General features: G+C 72.7%; 14 protein-coding genes. 5 read left to right on the top strand and 9 right to left on the bottom strand.

The annotated features are described in order from the left end of the window. Positions 1–165 precede the first annotated feature (165 nt). The 8 genes from ABZ371_RS17870 to ABZ371_RS17835 form a co-directional block, all read right to left on the bottom strand. On the bottom strand, positions 166–1947 hold the full coding sequence (locus ABZ371_RS17870) for a glycosyltransferase (protein WP_358680146.1): 1782 nt from the start codon (positions 1945–1947) through the stop codon (positions 166–168). A 189-nt stretch (positions 1948–2136) separates the two neighbouring features. Then, the gene (locus ABZ371_RS17865) at positions 2137–3780 is read right to left on the bottom strand and encodes an ABC transporter ATP-binding protein (protein ID WP_358680143.1); all 1644 of its coding nucleotides are present in this window, start codon (positions 3778–3780) and stop codon (positions 2137–2139) included. Next, positions 3777–4766, bottom strand: a complete 990-nt coding sequence (locus tag ABZ371_RS17860; protein ID WP_358680140.1) for an ABC transporter permease — start codon at positions 4764–4766, stop codon at positions 3777–3779. Before ABZ371_RS17860 ends, ABZ371_RS17865 begins: the two co-directional genes overlap by 4 nt. Then, positions 4763–5770: an ABC transporter permease gene (locus tag ABZ371_RS17855; protein ID WP_358680138.1), complete on the bottom strand. Its 1008-nt coding sequence runs from the start codon at positions 5768–5770 to the stop codon at positions 4763–4765. The genes ABZ371_RS17860 and ABZ371_RS17855 overlap by 4 nt, the downstream gene beginning before the upstream one ends. A gap of 2 nt (positions 5771–5772) precedes the next feature. Continuing rightward, positions 5773–7500, bottom strand: a complete 1728-nt coding sequence (locus ABZ371_RS17850; RefSeq protein WP_358680135.1) for an ABC transporter substrate-binding protein — start codon at positions 7498–7500, stop codon at positions 5773–5775. Between the two features lie 206 nt (positions 7501–7706). Further along, positions 7707–7802, bottom strand: a complete 96-nt coding sequence (locus ABZ371_RS17845) for an Ms4533A family Cys-rich leader peptide (RefSeq protein ID WP_358680132.1) — start codon at positions 7800–7802, stop codon at positions 7707–7709. 88 nt (positions 7803–7890) lie between these two features. Continuing rightward, on the bottom strand, positions 7891–9243 hold the full coding sequence (locus tag ABZ371_RS17840) for a DUF3152 domain-containing protein (protein ID WP_358680130.1): 1353 nt from the start codon (positions 9241–9243) through the stop codon (positions 7891–7893). 8 nt (positions 9244–9251) lie between these two features. Continuing rightward, on the bottom strand, positions 9252–10217 hold the full coding sequence (locus tag ABZ371_RS17835) for an alpha/beta hydrolase (protein WP_358680127.1): 966 nt from the start codon (positions 10215–10217) through the stop codon (positions 9252–9254). A gap of 113 nt (positions 10218–10330) precedes the next feature. Between ABZ371_RS17835 and ABZ371_RS17830 the strand changes: the two genes are divergently transcribed. The 4 genes from ABZ371_RS17830 (at position 10331) to ABZ371_RS17815 (ending at position 12285) form a co-directional block, all read left to right on the top strand. Then, positions 10331–10546: a hypothetical protein gene (locus ABZ371_RS17830; RefSeq protein ID WP_358680124.1), complete on the top strand. Its 216-nt coding sequence runs from the start codon at positions 10331–10333 to the stop codon at positions 10544–10546. 169 nt (positions 10547–10715) lie between these two features. After that, positions 10716–11357, top strand: coding sequence for a TetR/AcrR family transcriptional regulator (locus ABZ371_RS17825; protein WP_358680121.1), 642 nt, complete (start codon positions 10716–10718; stop codon positions 11355–11357). A 178-nt stretch (positions 11358–11535) separates the two neighbouring features. Further along, positions 11536–11763, top strand: coding sequence for a DUF3107 domain-containing protein (locus tag ABZ371_RS17820; protein WP_307125082.1), 228 nt, complete (start codon positions 11536–11538; stop codon positions 11761–11763). 249 nt (positions 11764–12012) lie between these two features. Further along, complete coding sequence (locus tag ABZ371_RS17815) at positions 12013–12285, top strand: hypothetical protein (RefSeq protein ID WP_358680118.1); 273 nt, start codon at positions 12013–12015, stop codon at positions 12283–12285. Between the two features lie 15 nt (positions 12286–12300). Here ABZ371_RS17815 and ABZ371_RS17810 read toward each other — a convergent pair whose 3' ends face one another. After that, positions 12301–13047 carry a ferritin-like fold-containing protein gene (locus ABZ371_RS17810; RefSeq protein ID WP_358680115.1) on the bottom strand — a complete coding sequence of 249 codons (747 nt, stop codon included), beginning with the start codon at positions 13045–13047 and terminating at the stop codon, positions 12301–12303. 474 nt (positions 13048–13521) lie between these two features. Here ABZ371_RS17810 and ABZ371_RS17805 point away from each other — a divergent pair. Then, a partial coding sequence (locus ABZ371_RS17805; RefSeq protein WP_358680113.1) for a DEAD/DEAH box helicase occupies positions 13522–14799 on the top strand: 1278 nt, incomplete at its 3' end.

Below are 14799 nucleotides of genomic sequence, written 5' to 3'. Positions count from 1 at the left end.
CGGGCCTCGTCCGGGGCCGGGGACCCGCCGCGGGGTCCGGCCGCCCCGGTGGCCTCCGCCGCCCGGGGCCCGAGGTCTCCGGGCCGCCCGGACCCGGACCGCTGACCTGGGGCGTCGCTCCGGCTGCTCACGGGGGCGCCTCCGTGCCGGTGGCCTGTCGCGTCGTCACGCATCGCCGTCCTCCGTCCGGCCCGCGGCCGAGCGGGCGCCCTCGGCGCCGGCAGCCCAGCTGGGACCGCGGGAGGCACCGGAGACGGCCGGCACCGCGGGCGGGTGGTGCGGCACGTGGGCCTCGGGGGGCGTCGCGAACGGGCGGGGCGGGCCGCCCGGGGCCTTCCGGCCGGACTCCGCCGGCCACCTGACCGGGGTGTGCGCCACCAGGTCCAGGTAGATACCGCGGTAGGCCGCCAGATTCTGTTCGACGGTGAAGAGTTCGAGTGCGCGGGCGCGCGCCGCCGCGCCCAGGCGTGCGCGGCGCACGGGATCACGCAGCAGCGTGACACAGGCGTCGGCGAGCGCCCGGGGGTTGCGCGGGGGAACCACGAGCCCCGTGCCGCCGACGACCTCCACCACCGCGCCCACGTCCGTCGAGACGGTGGCTCGACCGCAGAACATCGCCTCGATCAGGCTGATCGGGAAGCCCTCGACCACGCTGGAGAGGACGACGACGCCGCCGGCCGCGTAGGCCTCGGCCAGGTCGGGCACCTCGGGCCCGCCGATCTCCTCGAAGGTGACCGGGTTGTCGCCGACCGCGTGGGCGTCCGTGGCCTCGTCGGGGAAGAGCTGGGCGGCGAGTGCCGTGCAGCGCGCGAGGTAGGCGTCGCCCTCCTCCCCCGGGGCGGGCACCCCGAAGATCCGCAGCCGGGCGCCCGGCAGCGCCCTGCGCACCGCGGAGAAGGCGTGCAAAAGCGCGATCAGGTCCTTGGCGGGCTCGACGCGCCCGATCCAGACCAGGGTGTCGGGGCCACCCCGGTCGTCCCCCTCCCCGACGGCCCGGAAGCGTTCCGCCGCCATGCCCGGGTAGACCGTGCGCAGCTTTCCCCGCTCGGCTCCGCAGCGTTCCTGCCAGCGCCGGACGTGGGTGTTGCCGGGCGTGATCACGGCGGCCTGCCGGTACACCTCACCGGCGAGCCGCCCGTGGAGACCGGCCAGGAGGGCGCGCACCGGAGGGCTGTACGGGGCCTCGGGCGCTGCCAGGTAGTGCGTACGCAACGGCACGCTGTGCTCCGTGACGAGCAGGGGCACCTGGAAGAAGCGTTTGGCCAGGAGCCCCGGCAGGGCCGCGGTGCCGCCGGTCGCCGCATGGCAGAGGTCGGCCGCGCCGAGCCCGTCGCCGTCGTACCAGTCGAGGGAGAGCGGGCGCATTGCCCGTTCCAGCTCGGTGGCGAAGGCCAGGTAGTCGGGGACGGTGGCGCCGTGGACGGTCCGCCCGGTGCCCGGCGCGCGGCAGGCCGACTCCACGATGCGCACGGCTTCCTCCGAGCGCAGGGCGCAGGCCAGTCCGCCGCCCTCGCGGGCGAGGTCGGCCAGCCCGTAGAGACCCTCCGTGAAGGCGGCGTCCGTGGCGGCGTCCCCGCAGCCGGATTCCGGCCCGGCCTCCACTCCCGCGCACACGGCGCCGACGAGCGCCGAGACGTGCGCCGTGAAGCGCCGCCGGTCCCGCCGCCCGTACGAGCGTCCGAGGCCGGTCGCGAGCCGGCCGGTCAGTCCGCGTGGGCGGCCCGGGCGCCGGGTGGCCCCGCCGTCCGTCCACAGCGGCGCCGTCCGCACCCGGCCGATGCGGTCCGGGAGCCGGACCAGGCCCTGTCGTTCCTGGTGGGCCGAGCGACTGAGGGCGTAGAGGTCGAACTCGTGCTGGGGGAGACCGCGCACGAGGCGGTCGCACCAGAGTCTGGACTCACCGGTCGCATACGGGTAACCACCGTCCGTGAGGAGTCCGATCCGCACGAGCACATCCCCGATCTTCCGTGTGGGCGGCCGCCGTTGGTCGGCGACTCGCAGCGGGACGACCGTAAGCGGATGCCACGGTGGTACGACGGACGGTTGTCCGTCGCACCACCGAAAGGGGTGAACCACCGTAACTTTCCCGCCCCGATCGCGTTCTGTCGCGATAAAGGGCGGACCGGTGACGCCGTGTCAGGCTGCGGCCAGCTCCTTGCGGGTCGCCCGGCGGGTCGCGGCCTGCGCGGGGTCGAGTGAGGGAACCGCGGCCAGCAGCTGCTTCGTGTACGGGTGCTGCGGCGACCCGTACAGCTCGTCGACCGCGCCCTGCTCGACGATCCGGCCCTTCCGCATGACCGCCACCCGGTGGCTGACCTGCCGTACGACCGCGAGGTCGTGGGCGATGAAGACGAGGGCGATGCCCAGCTCGCGCTGCAGCTCGGCGAGGAGGGCGAGCACCTGGGCCTGGGTGGTGACGTCGAGCGCGGAGACCGGTTCGTCGCAGACGATGAGCCTGGGCCCGGCGGCGAGCGCACGCGCGATGCCGATCCGCTGGCGCTGGCCGCCGCTGAACTCGTGCGGATGGCGTTCGTAGCGGTCGGGATCGAGCCCCACCCGTTCCAGGAGTTCACGCACGCGGTTCCGGACGCGGGTCTCGTCCCTCTCCCCCGCGGCGCGGAGCGGATCGGCCACGGACTCCCCGATCGAACGCCGGGGGTTCAGCGAGGCCACCGGGTCCTGGAAGACCATCTGGAGCTCACGGCGGAACGGGCGGAGTGCCTTCTCCGGCAGCGTGCCGATCTCCGCACCGTCGTAGCGGAGGCTGCCCCCCGTCGGGTCCAGCAGCCGTACGAGCGTGCGTCCGAGGGTCGTCTTGCCACTGCCGCTCTCCCCCACGATGCCGAGCGTCTCGCCCGCCCGGACGGTGAGCGAGACGCCGTCCACCGCGGTGACCCGGCCGGCGCCCCGGCCGAACTCGCGCCGCAGGCCGACGGCCTCCAGCAGCGGCGCGCTCCCCTGGCCGGGGGAGCGCGGTCCCGGAACCCCCGCCACCCGCCGCCCGTCGATCCGGGGCACCGAGGCCAGCAGCTCGCGGGTGTACGTCTCCCGGGGCGCGCCGAGGACCTCGGCGACCGGGCCGCGTTCGACCGCGCGTCCGGCCCGCATCACCAGCACGTCGTCCACGCTCTCCGCCGCCACCCCCACGTCGTGGGTGACCAGCAGCAGCCCGGTGCCCGTCTCGCGGCGCAGGTCGTGCAGCAGGTCCAGGATCTGGGCCTGCACGGTGACGTCCAGAGCGGTGGTCGGTTCGTCCGCCACGATCAGCCGGGGCTCACAGGCCAGGGCCATCGCGATGAGCGCCCGCTGCCGCATCCCGCCGGAGAACTCGTGCGGCCGCAGCCGGGCGCGGCGCGCGGCGTCCGGGATACCGACCCGGTCCAGGACCTGGACGGCCCTGGCCCGCGCCGCCCGCCCGGAGACGGGGTGGTGCACCCGGTACACCTCGGCGATCTGGTCGCCGACCGGGTAGTACGGGTCGAGGGAGGAGAGCGGGTCCTGGAAGACCATGGCGGCCTTCGCGCCGCGCAGCGCGCGCAGTCCTGCCTCGTCGGCCGCGCCCACGTCCGTGCCGGCGACGCGGACGGTGCCGGTGACCCGGGCACCCGTGCCCCTGTGCAGCCCGAGCAGGGCGGACGCCGCGGCGCTCTTGCCGGAGCCCGATTCGCCGACCACGCCGAGAGCGCCTCCGGCCTCCAGCGTGAACGAGAGCCCGTCCACGGCCCGGATCGTCCCGAAGTCGACGGTGAGGTCCTCGACCTCCACCAGCGGTGATGTCATGACAGGACCACCCGTCGGTCGGCCAGCGCGTACAGCATGTCCGCGACGGCGTTGGCGAGCACCACGAAGAAGCCGGTGACCAGCACCATGCCGACGACCACCGGCAGGTCGACGACCTTGACGGCGTGGACCAGTTCGCGTCCGATGCCGGGGATCCCGAAGAGGGACTCGGTCAGGACCGCACCGCCGAACATGGAGCCGAAGTCCAGGGCGCTCAGGGCGATCACCGGGGCGAGCGCGCCGCGCAGGGCGTGGCGCCCGATCACGGCGCGTTCGCCGACCCCGTAGGCGCGGAAGGTCCGCACATGGTCCTCGGCGAGCGTCTCCAGCATCGAGCTCCTGGTCAGGCGGGCGTATTTGGCGGACTCGATGAGCGTCAGGGACACCCAGGGCAGCAGCAGCCCCCAGGCCCACTGCTCGGGGCCCTCGGTGAACGGCACGTACGTCGGCGACGGCAGCCACTGCAGCGTCGAGCAGAAGACGATGATGAGCAGCAGCCCGATGACGAAGACGGGTGTGGCCGTGCCGGCGAGCGTCAGCCAGGTGAGGACGCGTTCGGTCGCGGTGCCGCGTCGCCGGACGGACAGCACTCCCGTGCCGACGCCGAGCAGGATCCAGCCGGCGAAGGCGCCGACGACGAGGGACGCGGTGACCGGCAGCTTCGTGAGGATCAGCTGGGTGACCTGCTGGTCGCTCTGGTAGGAGACGCCGAGGCAGGGCATCGGGCAGTGCTCCACGCCGGTGCCGGTGGAGAGGTCCCGCCCGGCGACGATGCCCTGGAGGAAGTGCGCGTACTGCGTGTACACGGGGTCGTCGAGGCGGAGTTGTTCGGTCACCTGGGCGACCTGGGCCGGTGAGCAGCGCGGGCCGCAGGCGATCTGGGCGACGTCGCCCGGGGCCACGTAGAAGACCACGTACAGGATCACGGTGAGGGACAGCAGGACGAGGACGGCGCCCCCGGCCCGCCTCAGGAGGAACCCGGTCATGTCGTCCGCTCCTTCGTCCGTCCCTCGCGCTCCCCGCGCCCCGTGCCGACGCGCAGCCGGGACGCGGCTCGCGGGTCGAGGGCCGTGCGGACGCCCTCGGCGAGGACGGTGAGGGCGAGCACGGTCACGAAGAGGAGGCTCGCGGGCAGCAGGAGGTAGGTGGGGGCGGACTGGTACCAGGTGTCGGCCTCCGTGAGCATCTGGCCCCAGGAGGGTGTGGGCGGTTTGATGCCGACGCCGAGGAAGGACAGGGCCGCCTCGACGGTGATGTTGACGGGGAAGAGCAGCGCCGCGTACGTGACGACGGGTGCGGCGAGCGAGGGCAGCAGTTCGCGCCGGGCGATGCTCCAGCGCCCGCGTCCGGCGAGGCGGGCCGCCGCGACGAAGTCGAGCGACTTCAGCGCGAGCGCCTGGGCGCGCACGATCTTCGACGTTCCGGCCCAGTTGATGCCGCCGATGACGAGCGCGATCAGGACGGGTCGGGGGAACGAGGCCGGGACGACCGCGAGCAGGCCGAGGGCGATGACCATGAGCGGCAGGGCGACGTTGACGTCGGTGATCCGGCTGAGGACCTGGTCGACCCAGCGGTCGCCGAGGGCGGCCGCGAGCCCCACGAGGACTCCGATGGCGACCTGGAGCAGGGTGGCCGCGACGGCCACGCCGAGGGAGACGCGGGCGCCGTGGACGATGCGCGCGAACAGGTCGCGGCCGGTCTGCGGTTCGACACCCAGCCAGTGTTCGGCGCTGATCCCGCCGAAGCGGCCCAGGGGGACGCCACCGGCGGCCGAGTCGACGAGGCCGGGGTGGTAGGTGGTGGGGTCCTGGCCCGCGAGGGCGGTGAGCAGCGGTGCGGCGAGCGCGGCCAGGAAGAGCAGGAGGACCACGGCCGCGGCGGCGGTGGCCGCGCGCTGTGCGCGCAGCCGCCGCCAGAACTGCCGGGCCCCGGAGGCGGGGGCGGCGTGCGGCGCCGCTCCCGCCTCCCGGACGAGGAGTACTTCCGACATGGCTACTTGACCGCGATCTGGGAGACGTCGAGGACGCCGGTCCAGTCACTGATGACCACGTTCTTGACGTCCTGGCCGAACAGCCGCTTGTAGACCGGGTGGAAGAGCGGCACCGTCAGCGCGCGCTCACCGATCTTCCGGTCGAGCGCGCCCCAGCGCGCGGCGGCGGCCCGCAGGTCGGTGAGCTTGTTGATCTCGTCGATCTCCTTGTTGACCGACGCGTCGTCCAGGAAGCCGGTGTTGAAGTTGGCGCCGTCCTTCACGATCTGGCGGCCGTCGAAGATCGGCGCGAGGAACGGGCCGCCGGAGGGCCAGTCGGCTCCCCAGTGCGCGAGGAAGAAGCCCGGCTCCTTCGACGCGCTGTGGACGGTGTCGGAGTAGTCGTTGCCCTCCAGTCCCTTCAGCTCGACGGTGATCCCGGCCTTCGCGAGGGCGGCCTGGAGCGCCGTGGCGATCTCCGGGCCGGTCTCGAAGTCCTTCTCGTTGGAGTGGGTGAGGGTGACGGTCAGGCCGTCGGGGTGACCGGCCTCCTTCAGCAGTTGCCTGGCCTTCGCGGCGTTGCCCGTCGCACCCGACGGGAAGTGGTCGTAGGGCGTGTGGCCGAAGGACTTCTGGTTCGGCAGGTAGGTGGTGGCGGGCTCGGCGAGCGAGGAGCCGCCCGCCGCGTTGATCACCGAGGACCGGTCGACGGCGTACGAGATCGCCTGGCGCACCTTCGGGTCGTCGAACGGCTTCACCTTCGGGTTGAAGGCGATGTAGTTGGTGTAGCCGAAGTGGCCGGTGCCGACGCGGGCGGCGAGCTTCTTGTCGCCGGAGACCTTGGCGAGTTCGGCCGGGCCGAGGTTGGTGTCGGTGGTGACGGCCGCGGCGTCGGCCCCCTGGGAGGCGGAGAGGCGCTGGTTGATGACGGCGGAGTCCAGTCCGGAGCGTACGTCGATCCTGTCCGGGTAGGCCTTGCGCTCCTGGTCGGTGGCGGCCGACCAGTGCGGGTTCCGCTCCAGGACGAGGCGCTCGCCGTCGTTCTCGTTGGAGACGACCTTGTACGGCCCGGAGGAGACCGGGTGCTCCTCGTACCGGGTACCCGTGTCCTTCGCCTTCGGTACCGGGGTCGTCTGGGTCTGGGTGGCGAGGTAGGGGAACTCGCCCTCCGGCTTGTTCAGGTGGAAGACGATGGTCTTCGCGTCCGGCACCTCGATCGAGTCGAGGCCCTTCTTGTCCTTGTACGGGCCCGCGTAGTCGGCGCCGCCGATCAGCCAGTCACGCAGGTAGGGGGCGCCGCCGGAGAGTTCGGCGGCGAAGGACCGCTCGATGCCGTACTTGATGTCCGCGCTGGTGATCGCGGTGCCGTCCTCGTACGTCAGGCCGTCCTTGAGGGTGTACGTCCAGACGGTGGCGTCCTTGCTGGGCGTGCCCAGGTCGGTGGCGAGGTCGGGCACGACCTGCGCACCCGCGGCGCCGTTCTCGCGGTTGCGGGTCGTGAGCGTGCGGAAGACGAGGGAGGGGACGTTGCCACCGCCGGAGGTGTAGAGCCGGGCGGGGTCGAAGTCCTCCTGCGGGTTGCTGTTGAGGACCGTGAGGGTGCCGCCCTTCCGGGGCGTGTCCGAGGCGCCGGAGCCGCCGCTCCCCTCGGTGTCCTGCGGCCCCGCGCAGGCCGCGAGGCCAGCGACCAGGGCGAGGCTGACGGCGGCGGCGGTCGCCACGCGGCGCGGTATGACGGACGGCTGACTCATCGGAAGTTGACCTCTCGGTGTGCTGCGGGGAGCAGGGGGAGTGCCCGCGTGGGCGCAGCGGGGTCCGCCCCGGATGAGGAGGGGGGACCGGTCACCGGTCAGGAAGGGGCCGCGCCCGCGGACGGAAGTACGCCCGGGCGCGGGGTCGGGAGGACCGGGGAGCCGAAGAAGGGCTCGTCAGGGGCCGACGCGCGCTCGAGCAGGCGTCAGCGACAGAGAACGTCGGCTACGCAGAACCCGGCCACGCCGAGGAGCGCCAGCTCGATGGCGGCGCGCTCGGGGAATGCGGGGTCGCGTGACATGCCGAGAAATATGGACGACGTCCTGCCCGGTGTCAACGCGGAATGAGACGGCCGTCCCACGATACGGACACGGCGCGATCGGGCAAGCTCAACTCCCGGGGAAAACCCAGGGGTTGGGCTTGCACTTGATGCCCTTCAGCTCCAGCGTCTTGGTCTGCTGCTGCATCACGGGGGCGAGCGCCCCGGGGGTGGCGCAGCTCGCGTGGTCGTGCCCCAGCCGGTGGCCGACCTCGTGGTTGATGAGCATCTGACGGTAGATCAGCAGCTTGCCGGGACCGAAGGTGGAAGCGCCCTGCGCCCAGCGGTAGGCGTTGATCATGACGCGGTCCGTGGCGGCGGAATCGCAGGAGACGTTGTCCTCGGTGGTGTCCAGACCCGACTTCTCGCACCAGACCCCGGTGGTGCCGGGACTCGCGAGGGTGATCACGAAGTCCGGCTCCCCGGAGGAGATCCGCTCGAAGGTCATGGCGCCGTCGTGCGCCCAGCTGCGGTCGTCGTTGAGTGTCTTCTGCACCGCTTCGGCGAAGAGCCCGGCGTCCAGGCCCAGCCCCTTCTCGACGTCGACACGGTAACGGTACTTCTGCCCCTTGCCCGGAGCCTTCGCCAGCCCCGGTACCGCTTGGAACTCCCCCGACGCCTTGAGGTCGGGTGCGAGCGGATAGGGCTCCGCCATCTTCGCCGCGTACGACAGGGGCTTGACCTCCGGCTTGCGGGCCTGGGGGGTCGGCCGCTCCTCGGAGCGGGAGGCGTCCCCGGAGCCCTCCCGGTCGGCGCCGGCGGCCTGGGCCACCCCCTGGCCGCTCCCGGACTCCTGCGCCACCTGCCCGGCCACCACGACGGCGAGCACGGTGGTCACCGCCGCGGCGGCGATCCCGGTGACGGTGCGGCCCTTGCCCCCCTTGGAGTCCCGGCCGCCACCCCCGTCCCCGGCCACCTCGGTGGCACGGTCCGGCCCGTCGGGGGTCCCGGTGCCGCCGCCGGCCTGTACGGCCCGCGTGGTGCGCGAGCCGGCCGCCTCGAAGGCGTCGACGAACTCCCGGCGCGGACCGGGTATCAGCACGGAGGCCGCGGCCCGCCGACCGGGCGCCGAACGCCGTTCGGCCGCGCTCCTGGCCGCCTGCTGGGCCGACAGCTGCCGCGCCAGAGCCTGCCGCGCACGTGCCTCGGGCGACGGGCCCGGCCCGTCGTCCCGGCCCTCGTCCCGCGTCTGCGGACCGGTCCCCCAGCCGCCACCGGGCTCGCGCTGCTCCGGGTGACCGCCGCGGGCCCGGGGGACGTCGTGGAACGCGTCGTGCCCACCACCCCCCGCAGCCTGCGCCCCGGCGTCCCGCCTGCGCCGGCCGTTGCCGGCACGGGCAGCGCCGGCCTCACCGGCGGCGGGTGCCGCGGCCCCCGTGTCGTGCCCCGCGAGCTCGGGCTCCTTACGACTGTGTCGTCCCACGCCCCGGATCAGCTCCCGCCGCGTTCGTCGAGCAACTCCCGGAAGGCCTGGGCGACCGCCTCCGGGTACTCCATCATCGCCACGTGCCCGGCGTCGGGCAGCGTCAGCAACCGCGCGTCGCGGAAGGCCGCGGACGCTCGGCGTGCCATCCGGTACGAGACGAGCTGGTCCCGTCCGCCGTACACCAGCAGGGTCGGTGCGAGCACCCGCTCGGCCTGGCGCCACAGCCCGTGCTGCCCGCCCAGGGTGTAGGCGTTCACGATGCCCCGGGCCGAGCGCGCCATGGCGTCCCAGAAGTACGGCAGTTCCAGCCGCCGCTCCATCTCGGCCACCGCGTGACGGAAGGCCTCCTCGGAAATGCGTGCCGGATCGCCGTAACAGAGTGCCATGACACCGCGCGTGCGCTGTTCCGCGGTCCAGCCCCGGGTGAGCCGGGAGAACAGGGGAGCGACGCCCGGGAGTGCGAGCAGGCCGGTCGGCACGGCGGGCCGCTGCACCCGGATCTCGGGCAGGGCGGGGGAGACGAGCGTCAGGGTGCGCACCAGGTCGGGGCGGACCGCCGCGACCCGGGTGGCGACGGCACCGCCCAGGGAGTTCCCGAAAAGGTGAACGGGCCCACGCCTCCCGGCGTCCAGCAGCCGGATCACGGCCCGGGCGTGCCCGGTGATCGAGTAGTTCCCGTCGTCCGGCGGCGGCGAGTCCCCGAAGCCGGGCAGATCGACGGCCTCGCCGTCGACCACGTCCGCCAGCAACGGCATCAGGGCCGACCAGTTCTGCGAGGAGCCCCCCAGCCCGTGCACGTAGAGGGCGGGCGCGAGCCCGGCCGCCCTCGCCGGCCGGGACCGGACGGTCAGCGTGAGACCGGGCAGCTCGACCGAGCGCAGCTTCTCACCCTCCGCGACCCTCACGGCACTCACCGTGGGAGACACGGCGGCGGCGACGGCTCGGGTACCGGGCAGCTCGGTCGAAGACATGTGGCAATGTTACGAGACGATCACGCGCGGGTCGGTGTGTTCGCGGTCACAGGCCGCATAGCGTCCGGGAAGGGTTGCTCCTACCCTGCAAGGGAAGGAAGGGAGCCACCACCATGACGGTCGATCCGAGCGATCCCGAGACGTTCGAGGACCCGCGGCCCGGCGATCCGGACCCGGAAGCCCCCGAGGCCGACACCGCGGAGCAGCAGGCCGATGTCCGGCCGGAGGACGACGTACCGCTCACCGACATCGACCCGGCCGCGGCGAACGAGGCGGACGCCGCCGAGCAGACCCGCGTGGTCCGACAAGATGAGGACGATTACCGGTAGTACGTCCTGCTTTCTGCCGTGACCTGGCAGATCCGCGGCTTCCGAAGCCGTCCGGTCCGTGAAATTCTGCGTCCGCGCCGCGCGCACCCGGGTTACTCAAAAGTACGATGGCTCCGTGGCGCAGTGTGCACGTTTTCTACTGCGTTCGATCACACGATTGGGAGGCGGCGTGACAGCCATCGAGCAGACAGAGGCAGCGCGCCCGCGGGGCACTCGCCTGCCCCGCCGCGCCCGCCGCAATCAGCTGCTGGGCGCTGCGCAGGAGGTCTTCGTCGCGCAGGGCTACCACTCCGCCGCGATGGACGACATCGCCGAGCGGGCCGGCGTCAGCAAGCCGGTGCTCTACCAGCACTTCCCCGGCAAGCTGGAGCTCTACCTGGCGCTGCTCGACCAGCACTGCGAGTCGCTTCTCCAGTCCGTCCGCACGGCCCTGGCCTCGACGACGGACAACAAACTGCGCGTGGCGGCGACGATGGACGCCTACTTCGCGTACGTGGAGGACGAGGGCGGCGCGTTCCGTCTCGTGTTCGAGTCCGATCTGACCAACGAGCCGGCGGTGCGCGAGCGGGTCGACCGGGTCTCCCTGCAGTGCGCGGAGGCCATCTCCGACGTCATCGCGGGCGACACGGGCCTGTCCAAGGACGAGTCCATGCTGCTGGCGGTCGGCCTCGGGGGTGTCTCGCAGGTGGTGGCGCGCTACTGGCTCTCCAGCCGCTCCGGCATCCCGCGCGACACGGCGGTCCAGCTGCTGACCTCGCTCGCCTGGCGCGGCATCGCCGGATTCCCGCTGCACGGCATCGAACAGCACTGACCGTCCTCGCCGATCCCCGGCCGCGGGGCGGCCGACAGGCGGCCCCCGGCGGCGATGCCCGCCGGTGTTCGCTGCGGGCGTTGCCGGTCGACCCGTGGCCGGCCCCTTACCCGGGCTAATGTGTGCTGCGTACGGCGCGGTTCACCGCGCAGAGACGGACCGTCGGAGGGACATAGCCGTGGAGGTCAAGATCGGGGTGCAGCACACGCCCCGGGAGATCGTTCTGGAGAGCGGGCTTTCCGCCGAAGAGGTCGAGAGCGCGGTCGGCGAGGCGCTCACCGGCAAGACGCAGCTGCTGAGCCTCACGGACGACAAGGGCCGCAAGGTCCTGGTGCCGACCGATCGGATCGCGTATGTGGAGATCGGCGAGCCCAGCACCCGCCGGGTGGGTTTCGGCGCACTGTAGGCAGCCCGACGCGACGGACACAGGCGAAGGCCCGGCGGACAACCGCCGGGCCTTCGCCTGTTCCGGCACGGACGTACTCCGGCACCGGCCTCGCACGGCACCGGCCTCGCACGGCGTGGACATGTGTGGCAACGGGCCGTGGTCACCCGGAGGGGTTCCCCGGTGCCGCCGGAGGATTGCGTTCCGCGGGGCCCGGGTAGGACCGCCTAGGACCGACCGTCCGCCGCGCAACAAGCGAGGTGACCCGCTGTGCTCTGGGAATTCATCGGCTCCGTCCTGCTGGGGCTCGCCTTGTCCTGGGTCTCGCTCCACTCCCTGCCGGAACGGCTGCCGTCCCCTCGCACGGTGTTCCTCACCGGCGCGCTCGGTGCGCCGTTCGGCGCGTACCTGACGCACTCCGCCCTGGGATCGAGTCCCGCCCTGGCGACCGGTGCGGGCGCCGTGCTGGTCGGGGCGGTGACCCTGTCCCTGCTGATCCGCCCGCGGCGCAGGCGGCCCGTGCGGTCGGCCACGGCCCAGTAGGCGGGCCGCCGGCCGTCAGGCGGCGAGACCGAGCGCGGCCATCCGCTTCGTGTGGGCCTCGGTGATCCGGGAGAACATCCGGCCCACCTCCGCGAGGTCGAAGCCGTCCGCCACCCCGCCCACGAGCATCGTCGACAGGGCGTCCCGGTCGGCGACCACCCGCTGGGCCTGTGAGAGCGCCTCGCCCATGAGCCTGCGCGCCCACAGGGCGAGGCGTCCGCCGACCCGGGGTTCCGCCTCGATGGCGGCGCGCACCTTCTCGACCGCGAAGTTCCCGTGCCCCGTGTCGTCGAGCACGGCGAGGACGAGGGAGCGGGTGTCCTTGTCGAGCCGCGCGGCGATCTCCCGGTAGAAGTCACTGGCGATGGAGTCGCCGACGTACGCCTTGACCAGGCCCTCCAGCCAGTCCGACGGCGCCGTCTGCCGGTGGAAGTCGTCGAGCGCCTTGGCGAAGGGCTCCATGGCCGCGGTCGGTTCCGCGTCGATCGCGGTGAGCCGGTCGGTGAGCTGCTCGAAGTGGTGGAATTCGGCGGACGCCATCCGCGCCAGTGCCGCCTTGTCCCCGAGTGTCGGCGCGAGCTTCGCGTCCTCGGCGAGCCGCTCGAAGGCCGCGAGTTCCCCGTAGGCCAGTGCGCCGAGCAGATCGACGACCGCGGCACGGTACTGGGCGTCGGCGGACGCCGTCGCCCAGTCCTGGGCGGCGATGCCGGTGGGTGCGGGGGCTTCGTCGGATGCTTCAGTGGCGTTGTCAGGCGTCTCCATGCAGCGCAGAATAGCCCGCCCGCCGGGAGGCGGAAGGGCCCGGCCGACCGAAGACATCACACCGTTCCGATGAATTCGCCCAACACACATGCGCGATTCCGGGGTACAGTGGTATTGCGCCTACTGAGCATTTTCCTGTGCCAGGGGTGCGACCTTGAATGAGGATGCCCGGTCGGTGGCCCGATCGGCTCCGACCCGACAGCCCTCCACGCGGTGCGTACAGCACGTACGACCGCAGCTGAGGGGCCCCCTCAGCGGCACGAGCGCTCGAGCGACGGCAGTGGTCCCGCGCCACCCGGCCCATCCAAGACCGGATGACCAACCCCGGCACGGTACGACCCCCAGCGTTCGCCTCGGACCGCGTCTCACAGAAGAGGCAGCACCCTGACTACGTTCCGCGACCTCGGAATCCTCGACGAGACGGCCGAAGCCCTCGAGGCGGTCGGCATCACGTCCCCCTTCCCGATCCAGGAGATGACGCTCCCCGTGGCGCTCTCCGGGTCCGACGTCATCGGCCAGGCCAAGACCGGCACCGGCAAGACGCTCGGTTTCGGTCTGCCGCTCCTGGAGCGCGTGACCGTCCCCGCCGACGTCGAGGCCGGCCGCGCCGAGCCCGGCAAGCTGACGGACGCGCCCCAGGCGCTCATCGTCGTCCCCACCCGCGAGCTGTGCCAGCAGGTCACCAACGACCTGCTCACCGCCGGCAAGGCCCGTAACGTCCGCGTTCTCGCGATCTACGGCGGCCGGGCCTACGAGCCCCAGGTCGAGGCCCTCAAGAAGGGCGTCGACGTGATCGTCGGCACTCCGGGCCGGCTGCTCGACCTGGCCGGCCAGCGCAAGCTCGACCTGTCGCACATCCGCGTCCTCGTCCTCGACGAGGCCGACGAGATGCTGGACCTGGGCTTCCTGCCCGACGTCGAGCGCATCATCACGATGCTGCCGCCCAAGCGCCAGACGATGCTGTTCTCCGCGACGATGCCCGGCGCCGTCATCAGCCTCGCGCGCCGCTACATGTCGCAGCCGACGCACATCAACGCCACCTCGCCCGACGACGAGGGCACGACCGTGAAGAACACGGTCCAGCACGTCTACCGCGCGCACAACATGGACAAGCCGGAGATGCTCTCCCGCATCCTCCAGGCGAACGGCCGCGGGCTGGCCATGGTCTTCTGCCGCACGAAGCGCACGGCCGCCGACATCGCCGACCAGCTGGAGAAGCGGGGCTTCGCCTCCGGCGCGGTCCACGGCGACCTCGGCCAGGGCGCCCGCGAGCAGGCGCTGCGCGCCTTCCGCAACGGCAAGGTGGACGTCCTCGTCTGCACCGACGTCGCCGCACGCGGCATCGACGTCGAGGGCGTGACGCACGTCATCAACTACCAGTCGCCCGAGGACGAGAAGACCTACCTCCACCGCATCGGCCGTACCGGCCGTGCCGGGGCCAAGGGCATCGCGATCACGCTGGTCGACTGGGACGACATCCCGCGCTGGCAGCTGATCAACAAGGCACTGGACCTCAAGTTCCCGGACCCGGTCGAGACGTACTCCACGTCTCCGCACCTGTACGAGGAGCTGGACATCCCCGCAGGCACCAAGGGTGTGCTCCCCCGGGCCGACCGGACCCGCGCGGGGCTGCGCGCGGAGCAGGTCGAGGACCTCGGCGAGACCGGAGCACCGTCGACGGCGGCCCCGGAGACGACGAACTGCACGCCCACACCGCGCGCACGGTGCTGGGCGGCACGGGCAACGACATGG

Source organism: Streptomyces sp. NPDC005899 (assembly GCF_040629645.1).
Classification (GTDB): Bacteria; Actinomycetota; Actinomycetes; order Streptomycetales; family Streptomycetaceae; genus Streptomyces.
Note: the sequence above shows the minus strand (reverse complement) of the source record. Positions and strands in the feature narration are given on the sequence as shown.

Coding starts and splice junctions, on each gene's coding strand:
- ABZ371_RS17850 (WP_358680135.1), bottom strand. CDS start 7,500: ATGAGTCAGCCGTCCGTCATACCGCGCCGCGTGGCGACCGCCGCCGCC.
- ABZ371_RS17865 (WP_358680143.1), bottom strand. CDS start 3,780: ATGACATCACCGCTGGTGGAGGTCGAGGACCTCACCGTCGACTTCGGG.
- ABZ371_RS17855 (WP_358680138.1), bottom strand. CDS start 5,770: ATGTCGGAAGTACTCCTCGTCCGGGAGGCGGGAGCGGCGCCGCACGCC.
- ABZ371_RS17810 (WP_358680115.1), bottom strand. CDS start 13,047: ATGGAGACGCCTGACAACGCCACTGAAGCATCCGACGAAGCCCCCGCA.
- ABZ371_RS17835 (WP_358680127.1), bottom strand. CDS start 10,217: ATGTCTTCGACCGAGCTGCCCGGTACCCGAGCCGTCGCCGCCGCCGTG.
- ABZ371_RS17845 (WP_358680132.1), bottom strand. CDS start 7,802: ATGTCACGCGACCCCGCATTCCCCGAGCGCGCCGCCATCGAGCTGGCG.
- ABZ371_RS17860 (WP_358680140.1), bottom strand. CDS start 4,766: ATGACCGGGTTCCTCCTGAGGCGGGCCGGGGGCGCCGTCCTCGTCCTG.
- ABZ371_RS17830 (WP_358680124.1), top strand. CDS start 10,331: ATGACGGTCGATCCGAGCGATCCCGAGACGTTCGAGGACCCGCGGCCC.